We start from the raw sequence: 19,584 nt of genomic DNA on the forward strand, positions 1-19,584 counted from the left end.
ATCGCGCCGCGGTCCAGCTCGACGGTCAGCGCCGCGCTCGATCTGGTCCCGTGACTGTCCACGGGATCAGTGGAGTCGATCTTCTTCGGCCAGTGTGCCCGTCGTCGGAGTAGGCGGACGCATACAGGGGGAGTGATGATCGCGCGATGGGGGTGATCTCGGTCGCGCGGGCGGTTCTCCTGATGATCCTGCCCGCAGAGCTGCCTCTCGGGGAGGATCCGATGTCTGCACACCGTCCGTCCGTCCACTCCGCGTCGCGGAGGGCCGCGCTCTCCGCCACCGTCGCCCTGGCTTCCGCATGCGGCCTGGTCATCGCCTTACCCGGCCAGGCGTCGGCCGCCCCGTCGATCACCTGCACCGTCAACTTCGTCGAGGTGTCGGGGACGACGATCCACGGCACCAGCGGTGACGACACGATCCGCTGCGGGGAAGGCGTCGTGCGCGGTACGTCCGTCGAAGCCGGGGCCGGTAACGACACGATCATCGTCCTGGGCGAGACCTCGTCGGGCACCCCGAGCGGCAACGGCCAGATTGGCAACGACGGGACCATCGACGGCGGCCCCGGCAACGACACCATCTTCGTCAGGGGCGGCTCCGGCGACAACGGATACGTGACCGATCGCGGTGGCAACGGCGGGGACGGCAACAACCGGACCATCCTCGGCGGAGGCGGCATCGACCACATCACCGTCCTCGGCGGCGGCGGAGGCGAGGGAGGGATCAAGAGGGGAGACGGCGGCGCCGGCGGCATCGGCAACGACGGCAACATCACCGCCCAGGGCACCGTCATCGCCGGCGGCGGCCCCGGCGGCAGCGCGATGTCACCCGGCAACTGGGACGCCGACGGCGGGGCGGGCGGTGACGGCAGCAACAGCGAGATCTACCTGCTCGGCAGCCCGGACAACCGGGCGGTGATCAGCGGCGGGCCCGGCGGGAACGGCAGCGCCGCCGGCGAAGGCGGCAACGGAGGTCACGGCACCGACGGAGTCACCCAGGTCACCGGGACCGTGGACATCCGCGGCGGCGGGGGAGGCAGGGCCGGCCGCCAGGGCGAGGAAGGCGGCAACGGCGGCCACGGCAACAACGACCAGCTCGCCGTCACCGGCCCCACCCTTCCCGCCGGCACCCTCCTGGGAGGCAACGGCGGCCCCGGACGCCCCGGCGGCGCCGCCGGACTGGCCAACAACGGAGCCCTCACCGGCGACGTCACCGCCCTCGACGGCACCGTCGGCCCGACCCTCCCCTGACCCGGCCACACCCCCCGGTGGCGGCCGGACCAGTCGCCCCCACCACCAGCCCGCCCGGACACCGGCCACGGTCGAGGAACACGTTCTGCGACTACGGCGCGAACACCGCATCGGCCCCCTGCGGCTGGCCGCCCGCCGCGGGATCGCGCCCTCCACCGCCCACCGCAACCTGATTCGCCACGGCCTGCCGCCACTGGCCACCCTGGACCGCGCCACCGGCGTGCCGGTCCGCCGCTACGAACGGCAGCGACCGGCAGCGACCGGCATCCAAGGCCAAACACCCGCCAGCCGCGTCACCAACCTGCCCGGACGACACACCTGGGCCGGTGGCCTTGTCCGGCGCTGTGTCCGGTCAGCCCTGTACAGGTCGATGGACAGCCCCGAGGCCTGGCCGTTGACCTTGCCCCGAAGGTAGGCCGGATTGCGATATTTGGAGTACTTGCGACATGTCGTGATTGATAATCAGATATAACTACGCATACAACGTTCCTCGCAGCTCGAACTGGGACACTCCCTGATCGGGTCGTTCGAGGAGGATCCATGCAGCACTTCGCCGTCCGCGGGAATCCGCGTGGGGGGAGCGTCCGGGGGTACGTGTCGAAGCACGGCGTCCGGAAAGCATCGTGCGCGGTACTCGCTGCCGCAGCCGTTCTGACGCCGTCCGTCGCCCTGGCGGCTCCTGCCGCACCCGGCACGTACGCATACGTCGCCAACACGGGCCAGGACAAGGTCGAGGTGTTCGACACCGCCACCAACGCCCTCGTGACGAGCATCGACACCGGAGCGTTCAGCGGGCCCCTGCAGGTCGCCGCCACCCGAAACGGCAAGAAGGTGTACGTGACGGAGCGGGACTCGGGCGCCGTGTCGGCGATCGACGCTCTCACCAACACCGTGGTGGCCGAAATCCCCACGGGGAACGGCACTCCGGAGAGCGTGGCCATCTCGCCGGACGACAGTCGCGCCTATGTCACCGTGGAGGGGAACGGACTGGCCAACCGCGTGGTGGCGATCAACACCGCCACCAATGCCGTCGCGGGCACCCTCGAGACGGGGGCGGACACGCTCCCGAACGGGCTGGCGGTATCCCCGGACGGGAAACGCCTCTACGTCGCCTACCGGGGCGCAGGTGTGGTGGCAGTGATCGACTCCGCCACCATGACGGTCATCACGACGGTGGACGTCGGACCGAGCGCACCGCGGAAGGTGGCCATCTCGCCGAGCGGCGCACGTGTCTACGTCACCGAGAACACCTCGGGCGAGGTATCGGTCATCGACACCGCCACCAACACGGTCGTGGTGCCGATTCCGGTCAACCAGGGGCTGGACGGCGTGGAGGTCTCGCTGGACGGTAAGCGCGTCTACGTCGCCGACCGGAACAACGCCCGGGTGACGGTCATCGATGCCGCCACGAACAGCGTCGTCACTTCGATCCCCACCACCTTTGATCCCGCGGAAATGGCGGTCTCCCCCACCGGAGCCCGGCTGTACGTCAGCCACCCCAACGGCGCGCACGGGGTATCCGTCATCGACCTCGCCACCAACTCCGTCTCCGGGACCATCGACAGTCCCGAAGGCGCGCCCATCGGAATCGACCTGGGCTCGGTGCCGGGGACCTCGAAGGTGTCCTGCCCGGCCGGCAGCGTGCTGACGGGCGGCGGCTTCGGATCCACCGGTCCCGCACCGGACCAGCTCGTCAGCAGGCCGGTACCCGGCACCAACGACTGGGAGGTGAACGGGCAGAACAGGACCCGGGACGACGTCACCCTCACCCCGTACGCCGTCTGTGCCACGCCATGACGGCCTCGCGACGACCCGAAGGCGGTCGCCGACTGCCCACAGGCCCCGGGGCCACTTCCAGCGGACGATGATCAGGAGTACGTGCATGCCGTCTGAAAGCACAGCAGCAACCCGGCGGAGCGGTCCGCCACGCCGGACCGGATGGGTCGCCGGAGCCGTTGTCTCGCTCGCCCTCACGGGTGCCGGTTTCGCGGCGCCCGCAGCCGCCGCCACCCCGCAGGACCCGTCGGACGCGCAGTACCTGACGGTGTACCCGCCTCCGCAGCACGACGAATGCGCCGAGGAGCGGCCATGGGACGAGTCGTGCGAGTCCCACCCCGGAGAGCCTCCGTTTCCTCCCGGACCCCCCGGACCTCCCGGACCCCCCGGACCGGCTGGACCGGCTGGAGCCCCCGGTCCTCCGGGAGCCCAGGGCGCTCCGGGGGTCCCCGGCCCGGCCGGCACCCCGGGATCAGCCGGCCCCGCCGGACCCCAGGGAGCAGCCGGACCTGCGGGCCCTCCTGGTCCCCCCGGACGCGTTTTCACCCTCGTCATCACGGGCCAGCCGGTCTTGATCCCCGCGGCCCCGTAGCGGCACCGGGCCCCGCGCGGGCTGCCGCACCGCACGGCCGGCACGACCACGTGCTGCCGGCCGTGCGGCGCACCTGACGGCACGAAGCCACGGGCGGGAGCGGCTTTGCCGACAGGCACACGGAGCGGTTGCTGCGGACGGTCGGGCCGCTGGCGGGCGACGACCGTACCGAACCGTGACGTGAGCCGTCCGCGCCGTGCGTGTCAGCCGTGGCGCAGAGACCCCAGCAGGCCTTCCGGGAGGTACTCCGAGTGAGCGTCGGCCACCGCCGCCGGGTCGGCGGGCCGGTCGAGAGGAGGGTGTTCGGGCCGGCGCGGCAGCGACACGGGCTCGGCGCTTCCGCGTCGCCGGGCGACGTCCTCGCGCAGCTTCGGCAGCAGCGCGGAGAGAGTGTCACCGGGACACGCGGTGCTGTTGAAGTCCCGGTGCCCGTAGATCTCGGAGGCCGGCGCGTCGTACTGGCGGCACACCCGGGCGCACAGGTCGGCGAGGACGGAGACTTGCGCCGGCGGAGGCTGAGCCTCTTGTCGGTCCCACCGACCATGTGCGGGCGGTGTCGGTGTTCCCTCCGCTACCTGTGACAGAGGCCGCGGTTTGGAGATCTGCGGAAGGAACCCTGACCAGCGCGGCTTCCAGGTCCAGCCCAAACGGTGGGCGGTGGAGCGCACCTTCTCGTGGCTCACGCCGGCCGGCTCCGAGGCGATCAACCGGACATCCCGTCCGAGTGGGGGGATGTCCTTCCAGGCCTCCGTATTCCTGGTGAGCACGGCGACAAAGAGGTACCGCCTCCGCCTCCGCCTTCGTCGGCCCCGCCCTCTCCGCCTCCTCACCCGAGTCGGAAGGCCTCCGCCGCCGTCACCGGCTCGCCCGCCCGGACCCCGTGCAGTACGTGCGCCAGCACCTCCGCGCCGCGCACGACGCGGGGACCGGGCCGGTTGAAGTACGCCGGCCCGTCCAGCACCCACACCTCGCCGGACCGCACCGCCGGCAGGTCCTCCCAGCCGGGCAGCGAGGTCAGCAGCTCCCGCTCGCGCAGGGTTCGCTGCGGATCGAAGCCGCAGGGCATGACCAGGACGACGTCCGGGCGGGCGGCCCGGACCGCCGCCCAGTCCATCGGCCGGGTGTGTTCGCCGGGGGCGGCGAGCAGCGCTTCGCCGCCCGCGTACCCGATCTGCTCGGGCACCCAGTGGCCGGCCGGCCAGAGCGGGTCGAGCCATTCGATCGCCACCACCCGGGGCCGCCGCCGCCCGGCCGTCCGCGCCCGTACGGTCTCCAGCCGGTCGGCGAGCGCCTCCCGCCGCTCCCGCGCGTGCTCCCGTACGCCGAGCAGCTCGCCCACCGTGACCAGGCAGTCCAGTACGTCGCCCAGCGTGCGCGGCTCCAGGCTGAGCACGCGGGGTCCACCGTCGAGCACGCGCACCGCCCGGGTGACCCCGGCGTAGGAGACGGCGCAGACGTCGCACAGGTCCTGGGTCAGGATCACGTCGGGGGCCAAAGCACCCAGTGCCCCGGTGTCGAGGGTGTAGAGCGAGGAGCCGCTGTGCGCGGCGCCGCCGACGGCGGCGGAGATCTCCCGGCTGCTCAGGGCGTCCGCCGAGAACTCGGCGGAGGTGACCACCGGCACGCCGGCCACGGCCCGTGGCGGCCAGTCGCATTCGTGCGTACGGCCCACCAGATCGGCGGTCAGGCCGAGCTCGGCGACGATGTCGGTGGCCGCGGGCAGCAGGGAGACGATGCGCATGACCCGACTGTAGGTCCCGCTCCGCAGGGCCCTTCACACCACCGCGCCGCGGCGGGGGTGGACTTACTAGGACGTCCAACTATATGTTCGTGACAAGCCCGCGGTGCAGGGAAGCCGGTGTGAATCCGGCGCGGTCCCGCCACTGTGACCGGGAAGTGCGTTCTTCAGCAGGTCAGGCCACTGACGGAATCCATCCGTCGGGAAGGTCGAAGAGCGCGCGATGATCCGGGAGCCAGGATACCGGCCGTGGGGTGTTCCGTGTTGTCCACGAGGATGGAGCAGACACGCATGGCACCGGTACGTGACCACGGCCCTGGTGATCCGGCGGAGTACCCGAACGGCGAGGCCCGGTCCTCGCGTTCGTGACTCGACGAGGGCCCCCGGTCCTCCCCTGTCCCGCGGCCGAACCCGCGGTGCGCGCACCCCGATCGGTGCCCACCGCCTCCGCGCCGCGCCTCCCTCGGATTCTCACCTGACGAGAGCAGGCTTCGATGGTCCGCGAACTCACCCATTTCATCGGCGGCAAGCACACCACCGGCACGTCCGGGCTCTTCGCCGACGTGTACGACCCCAACACCGGCGCGGTGCAGGCCAGGGTCCCCCTGGCCGGGCGCGCCGACACCGAGGCGGCGATCGCCAACGCCGAGGAGGCCCAGCTGGAGTGGGCGCAGTGGAACCCGCAGCGGCGCGCCCGCGTCCTGCTGCGCTTCCTCCAGCTGGTGGAGGGCGAACGGGACTCCCTCGCCCGGCTGTTGTCCTCCGAGCACGGCAAGACCGTCGCCGACGCACACGGCGATCTGCAACGCGGTCTGGAAGTCGTCGAGTTCGCCGCCGGTGTGCCGCACCTGCTCAAGGGCGAGTTCACCGACAACGCGGGTACCGGGATCGACGTGCACTCGCTGCGTTCCCCGCTGGGCGTGGTCGCCGGGATCACCCCCTTCAACTTCCCCGCGATGATTCCCCTTTGGCAGGCCGCGCCCGCCCTGGCCTGCGGAAACTCCTTCATCCTGAAGCCTTCCGAGCGGGACCCCTCCCTGCCGCTGCGGCTGGCCGAACTGTTCCTGGAGGCCGGACTGCCGCCCGGCGTGCTCAACGTGGTCAACGGCGGCAAGGAGGCCGTCGACACCCTTCTGGAGGACCCCCGCGTCCAGGCCCTGGGCTTCGTCGGGTCCACCCCGATCGCCGCGCACATCTACGCCACGGCCGCCGCGCACGGCAAGCGCGCCCAGTGCTTCGGCGGCGCCAAGAACCACATGATCATCATGCCGGACGCCGACCTCGACCAGGCCGTGGAGGCGCTCATCGGCGCGGGCTACGGTTCGGCCGGCGAGCGTTGCATGGCGATCGCCGTCGCCGTGCCCGTGGGCGAGGAGACCGCGAACGCCCTCGTGGCCAAGCTGACGGAACGCATCTCCACCCTGCGCGTGGGCCGTTCCGACGACCCCGAGGCCGACTTCGGACCGCTGGTCAGCCGGGACGCGCTCGACCGGGTCAACCGCTACGTCGGCATCGGAGCCACCGAGGGCGCCGAACTCGTCGTCGACGGACGCGGGTTCACCCTGTCCGGTCACGAGGACGGCTACTTCGCCGGCGCCACCCTCTTCGACCGGGTGACCCCGCAGATGCGGATCTACCGCGAGGAGATCTTCGGCCCGGTGCTCTCCGTCGTACGGGCCGCCGACTACGAGGAAGCCCTGCGGCTGCCCACCGAGCACCCGTACGGCAACGGCGTCGCGATCTTCACCCGCGACGGCGACACCGCACGCGACTTCACCCGGCGGGTGGGAGCGGGCATGGTCGGCGTCAACGTGCCGATCCCCGTCCCCGTGGCCTACCACACCTTCGGGGGCTGGAAGCGGTCCGGCTTCGGTGACCTGAACCAGCACGGACCCGACTCGATCCGCTTCTACACCCGCACCAAGACCGTCACCTCGCGCTGGCCCTCCGGGGCCAAGGAGGGCGCGAGCTTCACCATCCCGACGATGGGATGAGCGCCGTGACCACCCTCACGGAGGACCAGCTCGCGCTCGCCGACGTCACCCTCGACTTCGCCCGGGAGCACCTCGCACCGCACGCAGTCGCCTGGGACCGGGACAAGCACTTCCCCGTCGACGTCCTGCGCAGGGCGGCCGACCTCGGCCTCGGCGGGGTCTACGTCCGTGAGGAACACGGCGGTTCGGGCCTCAGCCGCAGCGACGGCGTCCTGGTCTTCGAGACGCTGGCCACGGGCTGCCCCTCCATCGCCGGCTACTTGTCCATCCACAACATGGTCGCCTGGATGGTCGACCGCTACGGGGACGACGTGCAGCGCCGCCGCTGGCTGCCCGGCCTCTGCACGGCGACGGCGCTGGGCAGTTACTGCCTGACCGAACCCGGAGCCGGCTCCGACGCGGGCGCCCTGCGCACCCGCGCCGACCGGGACGGCGATCACTACGTCCTGACCGGCGTCAAGCAGTTCATCTCCGGCGCCGGAGCGGCCGGGATCTACGTGGTCATGGCCCGGACCGGGGAGGCGGGGCCCCGCGGCATCTCGGCGTTCGTCGTCGAACGGGACGACCCCGGGGTGTCCTTCGGAGCCAACGAGCAGAAGATGGGCTGGAACGCCCAACCCACCCGGCAGGTGATCCTCGACGGGGTCCGCCTGGCGTCCGACCGACGGCTCGGCGCCGAGGGCGACGGGTTCCGCATCGCCATGAACGGCCTGAACGGCGGACGCCTCGGCATCGCCGCCTGCTCGCTGGGCGGCGCGCAGAGCGCCCTGGACCGCAGCCTGTCCTACCTCGCCGACCGGGAAGCCTTCGGATCCCGGTTGTTGGACGCGCAGGCGCTCCAGTTCCGGCTCGCGGACATGGCCACCGAGCTGGCCGCCGCCCGCGCGCTGCTCCGTACGGCCGCCCAGGCCCTCGACGCGGCCGACCCGAAGGCCGCGGAGCTGTGCGCGATGGCCAAGCGGTTCGCCACCGACACCGGCTTCGCCGTGGCCAACGAGGCACTCCAACTGCACGGCGGCTACGGCTACTTGAGCGAATACGGCATCGAGAAGATCGTCCGCGACCTCCGTGTGCACCAGATCCTGGAAGGAACCAACGAGATCATGCGCGTCATCGTCGCCCGCGGCCTGACGGAGACCCTGCGATGAGCGAAGCAGAAGAAGTCCTCGTCCGCAGGAAGGGGCGCTCCGGCCACCTCGTCCTCAACCGCCCCAAGGCCCTCAACGCGCTCAACCACGCCATGGTGCTGCGGATCGCGGACGCCCTGACCGCCTGGCGCGACGACCCGGCCGTGGAAACGGTGGTGATCTCAGGAGCGGGGGAACGGGGACTGTGCGCGGGTGGCGACATCCGCGCCATCTTCGAGGACGCCCGCGCCGGCGGCACCGCCTCGGCGGACTTCTGGCGCGACGAGTACCGGCTCAATGCCCTGATCGCCCGCTACCCGAAGCCCTACGTGGCCCTCATGGACGGCATCGTCATGGGCGGCGGCGTAGGCGTCTCGGCGCACGGCTCGGTCCGGATCGTGACCGAACGCTCCCGCATCGCCATGCCCGAGACCGGCATCGGTTTCGTTCCCGACGTCGGCGGCACCTACCTGCTCGCCCTGGCGCCCGGCGAGCTCGGCACCCACCTGGCCCTGACCGGTGCGCCCGTCGGCGCCGCCGACGCGCTGCTCTGCGGCCTCGCCGACCACTTCGTGGCCTCCGAACGGCTGGGCGCGCTGATGGAGGACCTCGCCGAGCAGCCCGTGCACGACGCCCTCGCCGCGCACGTGAGCCCGGCACCCGCCGGCGAACTGGCCGCCCACCGCGAGTGGATCGACCACTGCTACGCCGCCGACACGGTGGAGGAGGTCACGGCCCGTCTCCTCGCCGCGGGCGTCCCGGCGGCGAAGGAGGCCGCAGCCACCCTGGCCGCCAAGTCGCCCACGGCCCTGAAGGTCACCCTGGCGGCGCTGCGCCGGGCCCGCCGGCTCGGGCCGCTGGAACGGGTGCTGGAGCAGGAGTACCGGGTGTCCTGCGCGGCCCTGTCCTCGCCCGACCTCGTCGAGGGCATCCGGGCCCAGGTCATCGACAAGGACCGCGACCCCCGCTGGTCGCCCGCCCGCCTGTCCGAGGTGACGGAGGCCGACACGGCCCGGTACTTCGCCCCGCTGGGCGCCGATCGCGAACTGGCCCTCGCCACCACCGATTCCTTCCAGGAGGTGCCCTGGTGACCACCGTCATCGCATTCGTCGGCCTCGGCCACATGGGCGGCCCGATGGCCGCCAACCTCGTCGCGGCAGGCCACCGCGTACTCGGCTTCGACCTCGTCCCCGACGCCCTGGCCGCCGCGTCCGCCGCCGGCGTGGAGATCACGGACACCGCACGGGAGGCCGCCGGCGGGGCGGACGTGGTGATCACCATGCTGCCCGCGGGCCGCCACGTCCTCGCCCTCTACCGGGACGAGGGACTCCTCGCCGCCGCCGAACCCGGCACCCTGTTCATCGACTGCTCCACCATCGACGTCGCCGACGCCCGCGCCGCCCACGAGGCGGCCGCCGCCGCCGGACACCGGGCGCTCGACGCACCCGTGTCCGGCGGGGTGATGGGCGCCGAAGCGGCGACCCTCACCTTCATGGCGGGCGGCGCAGAGCCCGAGTTCGCCGAGGCCGAACCGCTGCTGGCGGCCATGGGCCGCAAGGCGGTGCACTGCGGAGGTCCCGGCGCCGGCCAGGCCGCGAAGATCTGCAACAACATGATCCTCGGGATCTCGATGATCGCGGTCAGCGAGGCCTTCGTCCTCGGCGAGAGCCTGGGCCTGTCCCACCAGGCGCTGTACGACGTCGCCTCCACCGCCTCCGGCCAGTGCTGGGCGCTCACCACCAACTGCCCCGTCCCCGGCCCCGTCCCGGCCAGCCCCGCCAACCGCGACTACCGACCCGGATTCGCCGCCCCGCTCATGGCCAAGGACCTCGGCCTCGCCGCCAACGCCCTGCGGGCCGGCGGCATCGAAGCCGGCCTCGGCCTGCGCGCGGCCGACATGTACGCGGCGTTCGCCGAAGCGAGCGGCGCCGCACAGGACTTCTCCGGCATCGTCCACGTCCTGCGGGACGCGGCGGCCGAAGCACCGAAGGGAACCACCCCGTGACCGAAGCCACCGACTACGAGACCATCCTGGTCGAACGCAAGGGCCGTACCGCCCTGATCACCCTCAACCGGCCGAAGGCGCTCAACGCCCTCAACCTCCGGGTGATGAACGAGGTCGTGGCCGCCACCACCGACCTCGACCGCGACCCGGACATCGGCTGCATCGTCCTCACCGGCTCCGCCAAGGCCTTCGCGGCGGGCGCCGACATCAAGGAGATGCAGCCGCAGGGGTACATGGACATGTACCTCACCGACTGGTTCACCGCCTGGGACCGCCTCGGCGACCTCCGCACCCCCACCGTCGCCGCCGTATCCGGCTACGCCCTGGGCGGCGGCTGCGAACTGGCCATGCTCTGCGACATCCTCCTCGCCGCCGACACCGCCGTCTTCGGCCAGCCCGAGATCAAACTCGGCGTGATCCCCGGCATCGGCGGCTCGCAGCGCCTCACCCGGGCCGTCGGCAAGGCGAAGGCGATGGAGCTCTGCCTGACGGGCCGGACCATGGACGCCGTCGAAGCCGAGCGGGCGGGCCTGGTCTCCCGCATCGTCGCGGCCGACGAGCTGATGGCCGAAGCCCTGGCCGTCGCCGAAACGGTCGCGGCCATGTCCGCGCCCGTCGCGATGATGGCCAAGGAGGCGGTCAACCGGGCCTTCGAGACCACCCTCGCCGAAGGCGTGCGCTTCGAACGCCGCCTGTTCCACGCCGTGTTCGCCACCGCCGACCAGAAGGAGGGCATGAGCGCCTTCGTGGACAAGAGGTCCCCGGACTTCACCCACCGCTGATGTCGCCCCCCGAGCGGCCCCTCGTCCGTACCGGAGCGAGGGGCCGCTCGGGACCCTCGCTCCGCAGACACGCGTGGTACGCGGCCTCGTGCACGGCCCGCGCCAGCCGCGCTCCCCAGACCGACCGCGGGCCGGCGAAGGGTTCGCCCGGCTGCCCCGCCGAGGGAAGCGTCGCGGCGACGCACACGGCATCGGTCGGAGTGCCGGAGGCGTCCACACCCGCGTCGCGCAGCGCCTGGACCTTGGCCTCGGTGGCCGTCGCGACCGCGTTCACCAGGGCCGCGTCGGAGAAGGCGACGGGCACGGACACGACGATGTTGATCGTCCCCGCCGGCCTCGGCCCCGGGACGCCGGGCGCCGCGTCGGCGGCCCAGCCCCGTACCCCGAGCCCGGCGGACGCCACGGCCTCCACACCCCCGTCCGAGGCGCGTCCGTGATCGGCGACCGAGGCGGCCGTCATGAGCCCCACGCCCGGCCCCCGGGCCCCGACCCGCGCCGCGAGTTCCGCGAGATGGACGTCGGGATCCATCCGCCGGTACCCGTGGGCCACCTGGGCGTTGAGCACCCACCGGCGCTCGCCGATTCCCCCGCCCAGGGGTGCGCTGGAGATCATGCGACGACTCCGGCCGGGCACCCACAGGAGCATCGGCAGCGCCGAGCCGTCCTCCACACGGGACAGGAGCGGCAGGCGCTCCAGTGAGGACAGGTCGAGCGACGCGAAGGACATGCCGCACCCTATCCCGCTGATCACCGGCGGCCCTCCGCCGGTTCACCCGCCGCGGTCGCGGTCTCCCGTGGGGAAGAGGGGTACCGGACCCGATGCGCGCAGGGGGTGTCACCGGGGGATGACGGGGTGGAGCAGCACCCCGGGGTCGCCGGCCTCGACGCCACCACCCGCGGGCACCGCCCGTACCGACGCGGACGCCAGGGAGCGCGTGCGGCGCCGCTTCAGCGGCTGTCCCCGCTGCCGCCGGTCGGTGGCGTCGTCCGGGAACGGACCGGTGCCCGAGCCGTCTCCCGCGGGGGGTCGCCCGCCGGTGGGGGCACCTCGCAGGGACGCAGGACCATGAGCGGGCCCTCCGGGGCGGCCACCATGGCGAAGGGGAAACGGTCGAGTTCGAGGCAGAGCGCGACGTCGTCGGGATGGGCTCCTCGGCGCACTCCCCGCGCCAGCTCCGCGGCGGCGCGCGAGTCGGCGGCGCGACGGAGGAAGCCGGCCGCGCCCGTACCGGCCTCGTCCGTACCGGCCGCGGTGGCCCGGCCGGCGATGTACTGGGCGCACGCCAGGTCCTCCTCGGCCCGCCCGTCCTCACCGGTGACCACGAACGTGACGCTGTCGCACGCGCGCGTCCGCAGGAGCCGGGCCGTGGCCTCCGCCACCACGAAACCGGCGCACAGCACCAGTGACGCGTCCTTGACCGCGAGCGCGCCGACCGTGCCCGCCGTGGTCTTCTGAATCACGGTGCGTCCGCCGAGGTCGACGGACCGCAGCAGGCCCGGCGAGTTGACGGCGTCGAATCCGGGCGCGGGCGGACCGTCCTTGAGCGCCACCCATTGCGGGTGCCGGGCCTTGATCGCCAGGGCTTCGTTCAGGGACTCGGCGAGGACGATCTTCTCCGCCCCGCGGGCGAAGGCCCAGGCAGCCACCGTATAGGCGCGCATGACGTCGACCACGACCGCCACGGAGGGGGTTTCGTCCAGTTCCGCGATGCTGAGGAAACGAGCGTCCATCCCTTCATGATCACGCATGGCGGGCTCGGAACATCCGGGCGGTGACGCGCGTCACATCCAGCTGTGCGCGGGCGCGGCCCAGCAGGGGCGGGGCGGACCGGTTCGGCGCCCTGCCGGACGCCGTGCGCCCCGAGACCCCCTGCGGCTCCTGTCGGAGTCGGGCGGGGGCGTCGGGGCGCACGCGGACGGCGTGGTGTCAGACGGGTTCCGCGACCGGTGTGCGGAGCATCGTCGCGCAGCGGTGGAGTTCCGCGGCGAGGGCCTGGCAGCGCCGCAGCAGGGGTTCGTCCGGCAGCGGGGCGGCGCCGCGCGGCCCGGGGACGAAGTCGGCGGGACACGAGGCGATCTGGGTGGGGGCCACCCAGCCCCCGAGCGCCCTGGCCACCGTACGCAGGTGCTCGCACACCACGCTGCCGGTCCGCGGGCCCGCGCCGTGCGCGAGGACGCCGACGGCCGTGTCGGCCAGCCAGTCGCCCGGCACCTCGTCCAACGCGAGCTTCAGCAGGCCCGAGTAGCTGGCGTGGTGGACGGGGCTGGCCAGGACGACGGCGTCGTAGGTCCGCGGCGCGTCCCGCAGGCGCGGTCCCGCCGCCCGCGCCAGTTCGAGCGACGTCACGGTGGCGCCCCGGGCGCGCAGGGCGTCGCCCACCAGCGCGGCCAGCGCGGTGGTACCGGAGCCCACCCGGGGGCTTCCGCTGATCAGGAGGGCGTGCACGGTCGGTCGTCCTTTCCTCGGGCGGGTGGCGGCAGGGGCGGCGGCAGCCGGCCCCCGTCCCTCATGCGGCGTCGATCAACGTCCACGGCACGGTGCGGCCGAGGGCCTGACGGGGCTTGCTCCGCGCCCAGTGCAGCACCGACGCCGCCATCACCCCGCCCGGGTCGAGGACCTTGTGGGTGGGTTCGAAGGGCTCGCTCATGCTGGTGTAGCTCTGGAACATCGCCAGCAACTTCACGGCCTCCTGCTGGACGGGGGAGAGCCACTGCGCGGCCAACGGCAGGAAGAAACGGTTCCAGCTGTCCGTGGACACGGTCGGCGGCTGCGCGATCGGATCCACGCCGTGCTCGGCCCGGAACGCGTTGAGCGTGTCGCAGGTGATGCGGACCAGGTCCGCGAGGCGCATGCTGTCCTGCCCCGACGAGATCACCTCGGTGCGCGGCGACCCGGGCGGGGTGCCGAGGGCGGCGCCCGCGATCACCTCGGCGACCTCGTCGACCGGAGCGATCTCGGCGTAGCCGTCCGGGTCGCCGACGACGACCGCCGCGAGGCCGGAGACGAGCGCCGGGAAGAGGCTGTACGGGCCGGAGAAGCGGCCGATGGCACCGTCGCCGCGACGGCCCAGGACCAGCGGCGGACGGACGATCGTCGCCGCTCCCCGGTGCTCGCCGGCCACGATCTCCTCGCAGGCGGCCTTCGACCACTCGTAGCCGTTGCGGTACCCCTCGAACTCCTCCCCCCTGAGGTCCTCGGGAGCCCGTACGCCGCCCACGTACGCGGTGGAGACGTGCACGACGTGGGTGTCCGGGCCGGCGAGCGCGAGCACCGCCCGCAGGGTCCGTATGTTGGCGTCGGTCGCCTCCTGGCGGGTCATGGTCCACCGGGTCGACGCCGCGGTGTGCACGATGACGTCCCAGGGCCGGTCGGTGAGCAGGTCCGGTGCGGGTGCGGCGCCGATGTCCCAGGGGACGGGCGCGGTCAGGGGATCGGCGGCGCCGCCGACCGCACGGCGTGCGGTACGGACGATGCCGGGACCGGCGCGGTCCGCGGTTTCCGCGGTGAGGCGCTCGGCCACTTCGGTGCCGACGACGCCCGAGGCGCCGGTGACGAGGATGCGCATGGCATGGCTCCTGGGGTTCAGGTGGCGGGCTGCAGGACCAGGCAGACGTTCTGTCCGCCGAAGCCGAAGGAGTTGGAGAGCACCGGGGCACCGTCCACCCGGCGCGGCGTTCCGGCGACCACGTCGATCCGGTCGGCCTCCGACCCGGTGGTGAGGTTGGCGACCGGGGGCACGATCCGCCGCTCGGCGCAGACCAGGGCGATCGCGGCCTCCAGTGCTCCCGAACCGCCGATGAGGTGCCCGGTGACGCCCTTCACGGCGGTCACCGGCGGGGCCTGCCCGTTGAAGCACCGGTGGATGGCGGCGGCTTCGGCCCGGTCGTTGGCCTGCGTGGACGTACCGTGCGCGCTGATCTGTCCGATGTCGGACGGCAGCAGTCCGGCGTCCGCGATTGCCTGCGCCATGCACGCCGCAGCGACGGCCCCGTCCGCGTGCGGGGCCACGATGTGGTGGGCGTCGGCGTTGGTGGCGTAGCCGGCGATCTCGCCGAGGATGGTCGCTCCGCGCAGCAACGCGGACTCGCGCCGCTCCAGTACGAGCACGGCCGCGCCCTCGCCCATGACGAAGCCGTCGCGCTCGGCGTCGAAGGGGCGGCTCGCGTTCCCGGGGTCGTCGTTGCGGGTCGACAGGGCCTGCATCCGGGAGAAGCCGCTGAGCATGAAGGTGGTCACGGCCGAGTCGAAGCCGCCCGCGACGGCGACGTCGAGCTCCCCGTACTGGATCCGGCGGGCGGCCTCCCCGATGGCCGTGGCGCCGCTCGCGCAGGCGGTGGCGTAGGTGACGCAGGAGCCCTGGAAACCGAAGCGCATCGCGACACGGGCAGCCGCCGAGTTGGCCATGGTCCGGGGCACGGAGTGCACCGGCATGGACGTGGGCTTCGCGTCGTTGTCCCGCACGAGCCCCTCCATGGTGGGGAGCCCGCCGATGCCGGTGCCGAGGTGGACACCCACCCGGGAGGGCGGCAGGTCGGGCAGCGAGGCCTGCCGTACGGCGTCGGCCGCGGCGCACAGGGCCAGTTCCGTCGGCCGGTCGATCTGCCGGCGCTCGCGGTGGGTGATGTACGAGGCGACGTCGAACTCCGGTACCCGGCAGGCGATGTGCACGGGCGAGCCGGCCTCGATCAGGTCCGGATGCACCGCGGCGGTGGGGCGCGCCGCGAGGACGGTGTCCATCACCTCGTCCAGGGTGAGGCCGGCCGGGGACTTCACGCCGATCCCGGTGACGACCACGCGCGGGCGCTCGGCGGGCAGGCCGGGGGCGGGAGCGGGATGCCGGCGGGTCATGAGCGGCCCGCCCGGCGCTCCGCGAGGAAGGCGACGGCCTGGCCGACGGTCTCGGCGCGCATCAGGTCCTCGGCCGCGATCCGCACGTTGAGGGCGCGTTCGAGCTGGGCGCCGATCGACATCATCTCCAGGCTGTCGATGCCGTATTCGGTGCGCAGGTCGGTGCTCTCCACGATGACGTCGGGGCTGGTACCGAGCACGTCGGCGATGGTCTCGCGGACGAGACCGAAGAGGTCGTCGGGGGAGACGGCGGGGACGGTGGTGGGTTCGGTGGGGTTCACCTGGTTCCTCCGGTGGGCTGTGATGGGACTGCGGTGGATGGGTGGGGCGTGGTCGTGCGGCGCGCCGCGGTCGACGTGGCGCGCCGCGGCGGTGGGCGTCAGCCGGGCAGGCCCGCCGGGGCGGCTGCGGCCAGTGCCGTGTCGAGGATGTCGAGCGCCTCGTCGAGTTCCGCCTCCGTGGTGACGAGCGGCGGCAGCAGCCGCACCGTGGTCGGGCGGCCCAGGCACGGCGAGACGAGGAGCCCGTTGTTGGCGAGGGAGACCACGGCCTCGCCCGCCGCCCCCGGGGTGGTGAAGTCGATGCCCCACAGCAACCCCCGGCCGTGGTGGCCGGCCATCACCCGCGGGTGGCGTTCGCCGAGGTCCCGCAGGCCGTCGGCGAGCCGGGCCGACAACTTCGCCCCGTGCTCGGCGAGTTCCTCGACGGCCTCCAGGGCCGCAGGCAGCGCGGCGCAGCTCAACGGGTGCCCGCCGAAGGTCGCCGAGTGCAGGAAGGGGTCCTGGGCCAGCGGGGCGTACAGCTCCTCGGTGCACACCACCGCGGACAGCGGCACCACGCCGCCGCCCAACGGCTTGCCCACGAGTACGGCGTCGACGGGCAGGCCGTCCGCGAGGGCGACCGACCGCTCACCGCACCGGCGCAGCCCGCACTGGATCTCGTCGGCGATGGCGAACGCGCCGTGGGCGTGCGCGTCCTCGCACCACTGGCGCAGGACGTCGGTGCGCAGCGGTGCGGCGCCGTTCTCCCCCTGTACGGGTTCGAACACCACGGCGGCGACCGGCGCCGCCGCCAGCTGCGCGCGGACGGCGTACGGGTCCTGCGGGTCGATGTGGACCACGTCGACGACGGCGCCCCGCAATCCGGCGCGGAACAGCGGGCTGTGCGTCAGGGACAGGGCGCCCAGCGTCTTGCCGTGGTAGCCGCCGGTCACCGCGAGCACCCGGTCGCGGCCCGTCGCGAGCCGGGCGAGCTTCACCGACACCTCGACGGCGTCGGCGCCGTTCAGGCCGAAGTACACCTTGGGGAGCCGGTCGCCGAAGTACGCGGAGAGCAGCGCCGCCGCCCGGGCGGCCACCGGGTTGGCCAGGCTGCGCGTCGACGTCGGCATCACCTCCAGCTGCCGTGCGACGGCCGCCACCACACCGGGGTGGCGGTGACCGAGCAGGGCGACGGCGTAGGAACCGAAGTCGAGCGCCGCCCGGCCGTCGGAGAGGGTGACGCGGGAGCCCAGCGCACTGGCCTCCACGGCGCCCTGACCGGCGAACTTGCCGGTCAGCGCCAGTTTCGGGGACTGGTGCCGGCGGAGCTGGTCGAAGACCTCGGCGGCGGCGGTTGCGGGCGGGGCGGTCGTGGACGGGTCGGCCACGGGGGACCTCCTGGTGAGCGGCGGAACGGGGGACGCGGTGGGAACGGACCGGATCAGCGGGCGGCGCCGCCGATGAGCCGCCGCTCGAGGGCCTGGAGCATCTGCTCGGCGTTCTCCCGCAGGGCGGTGGCGGCGACGGGGTTGAGCATGTCGGCGAGCAGCGGTATGCCGATCTCGAACTCGACGGTCAGGGAGACGTGGCTACCGCCGTCCTCGGAAGGGCGGACGGCCCAGTGGCCCACGAAGTGCGCGAGGTCGCCGCTGACCTGGTGGAAGTCGAAGCGCCGGGCCACGTGGTCGAGCTTCTCCGCCTCCACCCACTCCAGGACGGAGCCCTTGAGGTGGACGGACCAGGCCGTCGTGCGCTCGTCCGGGCCGGTGCGGTCGACGATCGTGACGGACTGGACGCTGTCCATGCAGGAGGAGTAGCTCTCGACGTCGATGACGGCGTTCCAACTGTCTTCGGGGCGGGCGGCGATGGGGATCTCGACCTGGACGAGGGGCATGGTGGATCTCTCTTTCCGGTGGGGGAGCCCGTGGGGGCTCGTCGAAAACGTGCGGGAGGTACCGCGGAGGCGGAGGCGGAGGCGGAATCGGACTCCGAACCGTCCGCGGCGGGCCGGCCGCGAGCCCGTCAGGACTTGGGCGCCAGGGCCTGTTCGCGGGCCGCTTCCAGGGCGGGCGGCAGCAGGAGCCGCAGGACGGTGCGGGGCAGCCGTCCGGTGTGGTTGAGCGCGTAGGACTGCTCGACCAGTTCGCAGCCGAACTCGCGCTTGGGTTCGTACGCGGTCTGCGCGAAGCGGATGTGGCGGCAGCCGCGTGAAATGGCCAGCTCGATCGCCTTGTAGTGCAGGTTGTGGTAGAGCCGTGCCCGGTGCGCCAGCCCGTAGTCCAGGCCGATGCGGGCACCGACCGCGCCGCGGCCACGGAAGAGGCAGTGCAGGTAGCCCACGAGGCGGTCGCCCTCGAAGCAGGCGACGAGCCGCTGGTCGGTACCGGTCTCGTGGCCCTCGCGCGGGTTGCCGTCGGACAGGGCCCTGACGAACTCCTCGTCGAGGACGTCCAGGGTCTGGTCGGCCCGATCCATGACCTGCTGGTACAGCTCCATCATGGCCGGGACGAGGTGCCCGAAGTCGTCGAGCACCTCCATCCGCAGGTCCTCCTGCTGCTGGAACTTCCGTATCTTGTTACGGGCGTTGCGCCGGGGTTTCGCCGACAACGACGCCAGGAAGGCCTCGAAGTCGACCTGTCCCAGGGCGAGTTCGGTGTCGGGCAGGGAGGCGACGGTGAAGAAGCCCGCCTCGTCCAGACCCGGACGCAGCGCTTCGAGGTGGTGCGGGGCGAAGTCCTTGAAGACGACCGTGCCCAGCCGGTGTTCGCGGGCGTGGTTCATGACCTCCCGCACCAGCAGTCGGGCCACCGGTGCGGGGAGCGGCTCCTGACCCATGACGTGGCCCTGCCCGAGGAAGTTGCCGCAGAACAGCATCGGCACCCGCACGAGCCTCGGGAAGGCCCGGGCGACCGGCGCCATCAGCCGGCGTTCGCGCGGCCCCACGACCTGGTCGAGCCGCAGACCGCGTACGGCACTGAGCGGCAGCATCGCGAACGGCAGTCCGTCCCGGCGCACCAGCACGTAGGCGTACGCGTCCGGGCCGATCCGCGCGCCCTGCATGGCGGTGAACACGTCCTGACCCCACATGGGGTCGTCGGCCGGCGCCAGTTCGTCCCACACCTGCCGGGGCAGGTTCTCGGCGCGGTCCAACCGCTCGACGGTGTAGTCCGGTTGCCGCCGATCCCCCTCGGCGGCGACCGAAGCCGAAGCCGAG

General features: G+C 72.9%; 18 protein-coding genes, 1 pseudogene and 1 riboswitch. Of the genes and pseudogenes, 8 read left to right on the top strand and 11 right to left on the bottom strand.

Annotation, left to right across the window (positions count from 1 at the left end; translation table 11 throughout):
• Window positions 1-221: 221 nt before the first annotated feature.
• The 3 genes and pseudogenes from ACFY0I_RS10450 to ACFY0I_RS10460 all read left to right on the top strand — a co-directional run bounded on the left by ACFY0I_RS10450 (window position 222) and on the right by ACFY0I_RS10460 (window position 3,044).
• Window positions 222-1,247: a hypothetical protein gene (locus tag ACFY0I_RS10450; protein ID WP_388892861.1), complete on the top strand. Its 1,026-nt coding sequence runs from the start codon at window positions 222-224 to the stop codon at window positions 1,245-1,247.
• 25 nt (window positions 1,248-1,272) lie between these two features.
• Window positions 1,273-1,500: pseudogene (locus ACFY0I_RS10455) on the top strand (IS481 family transposase); the annotation flags it as partial.
• A 287-nt stretch (window positions 1,501-1,787) separates the two neighbouring features.
• A complete protein-coding gene (locus ACFY0I_RS10460) occupies window positions 1,788-3,044 on the top strand; it encodes a beta-propeller fold lactonase family protein (RefSeq protein ID WP_388892863.1) in 1,257 nt (418 codons plus the stop codon).
• 774 nt (window positions 3,045-3,818) lie between these two features.
• Here ACFY0I_RS10460 and ACFY0I_RS10465 read toward each other — a convergent pair.
• Both ACFY0I_RS10465 and ACFY0I_RS10470 read right to left on the bottom strand, forming a co-directional pair.
• Window positions 3,819-4,445: an N-acetylmuramoyl-L-alanine amidase gene (locus ACFY0I_RS10465; RefSeq protein ID WP_388892865.1), complete on the bottom strand. Its 627-nt coding sequence runs from the start codon at window positions 4,443-4,445 to the stop codon at window positions 3,819-3,821.
• A complete protein-coding gene (locus tag ACFY0I_RS10470) occupies window positions 4,442-5,356 on the bottom strand; it encodes a cobalamin-binding protein (protein ID WP_388892867.1) in 915 nt (304 codons plus the stop codon). Before ACFY0I_RS10470 ends, ACFY0I_RS10465 begins: the two co-directional genes overlap by 4 nt.
• Window positions 5,357-5,440: 84 nt before the next feature.
• Window positions 5,441-5,620, top strand: a riboswitch (cobalamin riboswitch).
• Window positions 5,621-5,847: 227 nt separating this feature from the next.
• On the opposite strand from ACFY0I_RS10470, the gene ACFY0I_RS10475 reads away from it, so the two are divergent.
• Genes ACFY0I_RS10475 through ACFY0I_RS10495 form a run of 5 tightly spaced genes read left to right on the top strand, consistent with a single transcriptional unit; the run spans window position 5,848 to window position 11,261 of the window.
• Window positions 5,848-7,347 (top strand): CoA-acylating methylmalonate-semialdehyde dehydrogenase, encoded by a 1,500-nt coding sequence (locus tag ACFY0I_RS10475; protein WP_388892869.1) that lies wholly within the window; start codon window positions 5,848-5,850, stop codon window positions 7,345-7,347.
• Complete coding sequence (locus ACFY0I_RS10480; protein WP_388892871.1) at window positions 7,344-8,495, top strand: acyl-CoA dehydrogenase family protein; 1,152 nt, start codon at window positions 7,344-7,346, stop codon at window positions 8,493-8,495. The genes ACFY0I_RS10475 and ACFY0I_RS10480 overlap by 4 nt, the downstream gene beginning before the upstream one ends.
• Window positions 8,492-9,565: an enoyl-CoA hydratase/isomerase family protein gene (locus tag ACFY0I_RS10485; RefSeq protein WP_388892873.1), complete on the top strand. Its 1,074-nt coding sequence runs from the start codon at window positions 8,492-8,494 to the stop codon at window positions 9,563-9,565. Before ACFY0I_RS10480 ends, ACFY0I_RS10485 begins: the two co-directional genes overlap by 4 nt.
• A complete protein-coding gene (gene mmsB / locus ACFY0I_RS10490) occupies window positions 9,562-10,479 on the top strand; it encodes a 3-hydroxyisobutyrate dehydrogenase (protein WP_388892875.1) in 918 nt (305 codons plus the stop codon). Before ACFY0I_RS10485 ends, mmsB begins: the two co-directional genes overlap by 4 nt.
• Window positions 10,476-11,261 (top strand): enoyl-CoA hydratase, encoded by a 786-nt coding sequence (locus ACFY0I_RS10495; protein WP_388892877.1) that lies wholly within the window; start codon window positions 10,476-10,478, stop codon window positions 11,259-11,261. The genes mmsB and ACFY0I_RS10495 overlap by 4 nt, the downstream gene beginning before the upstream one ends.
• Here the strand turns inward: ACFY0I_RS10495 and ACFY0I_RS10500 are convergent.
• The 9 genes from ACFY0I_RS10500 to ACFY0I_RS10540 all read right to left on the bottom strand — a co-directional run bounded on the left by ACFY0I_RS10500 (window position 11,248) and on the right by ACFY0I_RS10540 (window position 19,520).
• Window positions 11,248-11,988: an adenosylcobinamide amidohydrolase gene (locus ACFY0I_RS10500; protein WP_388892879.1), complete on the bottom strand. Its 741-nt coding sequence runs from the start codon at window positions 11,986-11,988 to the stop codon at window positions 11,248-11,250. The genes ACFY0I_RS10495 and ACFY0I_RS10500 overlap by 14 nt on opposite strands.
• Before the next feature lie 221 nt (window positions 11,989-12,209).
• A complete protein-coding gene (locus ACFY0I_RS10505; RefSeq protein ID WP_388892881.1) occupies window positions 12,210-12,992 on the bottom strand; it encodes a 2-phosphosulfolactate phosphatase in 783 nt (260 codons plus the stop codon).
• Window positions 12,993-13,188: 196 nt separating this feature from the next.
• Window positions 13,189-13,707: an NADPH-dependent FMN reductase gene (locus tag ACFY0I_RS10510; protein ID WP_388892883.1), complete on the bottom strand. Its 519-nt coding sequence runs from the start codon at window positions 13,705-13,707 to the stop codon at window positions 13,189-13,191.
• 61 nt (window positions 13,708-13,768) lie between these two features.
• Complete coding sequence (locus ACFY0I_RS10515) at window positions 13,769-14,827, bottom strand: SDR family oxidoreductase (protein ID WP_388892885.1); 1,059 nt, start codon at window positions 14,825-14,827, stop codon at window positions 13,769-13,771.
• Between the two features lie 17 nt (window positions 14,828-14,844).
• On the bottom strand, window positions 14,845-16,110 hold the full coding sequence (locus ACFY0I_RS10520; protein WP_388892887.1) for a beta-ketoacyl-[acyl-carrier-protein] synthase family protein: 1,266 nt from the start codon (window positions 16,108-16,110) through the stop codon (window positions 14,845-14,847).
• Complete coding sequence (locus ACFY0I_RS10525; RefSeq protein WP_388892889.1) at window positions 16,107-16,391, bottom strand: acyl carrier protein; 285 nt, start codon at window positions 16,389-16,391, stop codon at window positions 16,107-16,109. Before ACFY0I_RS10525 ends, ACFY0I_RS10520 begins: the two co-directional genes overlap by 4 nt.
• A 98-nt stretch (window positions 16,392-16,489) precedes the next feature.
• The gene (locus ACFY0I_RS10530) at window positions 16,490-17,758 is read right to left on the bottom strand and encodes an aspartate aminotransferase family protein (RefSeq protein WP_388892891.1); all 1,269 of its coding nucleotides are present in this window, start codon (window positions 17,756-17,758) and stop codon (window positions 16,490-16,492) included.
• 53 nt (window positions 17,759-17,811) lie between these two features.
• Window positions 17,812-18,264, bottom strand: a complete 453-nt coding sequence (locus ACFY0I_RS10535; protein WP_388892893.1) for a type II toxin-antitoxin system RatA family toxin — start codon at window positions 18,262-18,264, stop codon at window positions 17,812-17,814.
• Between the two features lie 128 nt (window positions 18,265-18,392).
• On the bottom strand, window positions 18,393-19,520 hold the full coding sequence (locus ACFY0I_RS10540) for a GNAT family N-acetyltransferase (RefSeq protein WP_388892895.1): 1,128 nt from the start codon (window positions 19,518-19,520) through the stop codon (window positions 18,393-18,395).
• Window positions 19,521-19,584 lie beyond the last annotated feature (64 nt).

The organism is Streptomyces sp. NPDC001568, from assembly GCF_042893755.1.
GTDB lineage: Bacteria > Actinomycetota > Actinomycetes > Streptomycetales > Streptomycetaceae > Streptomyces.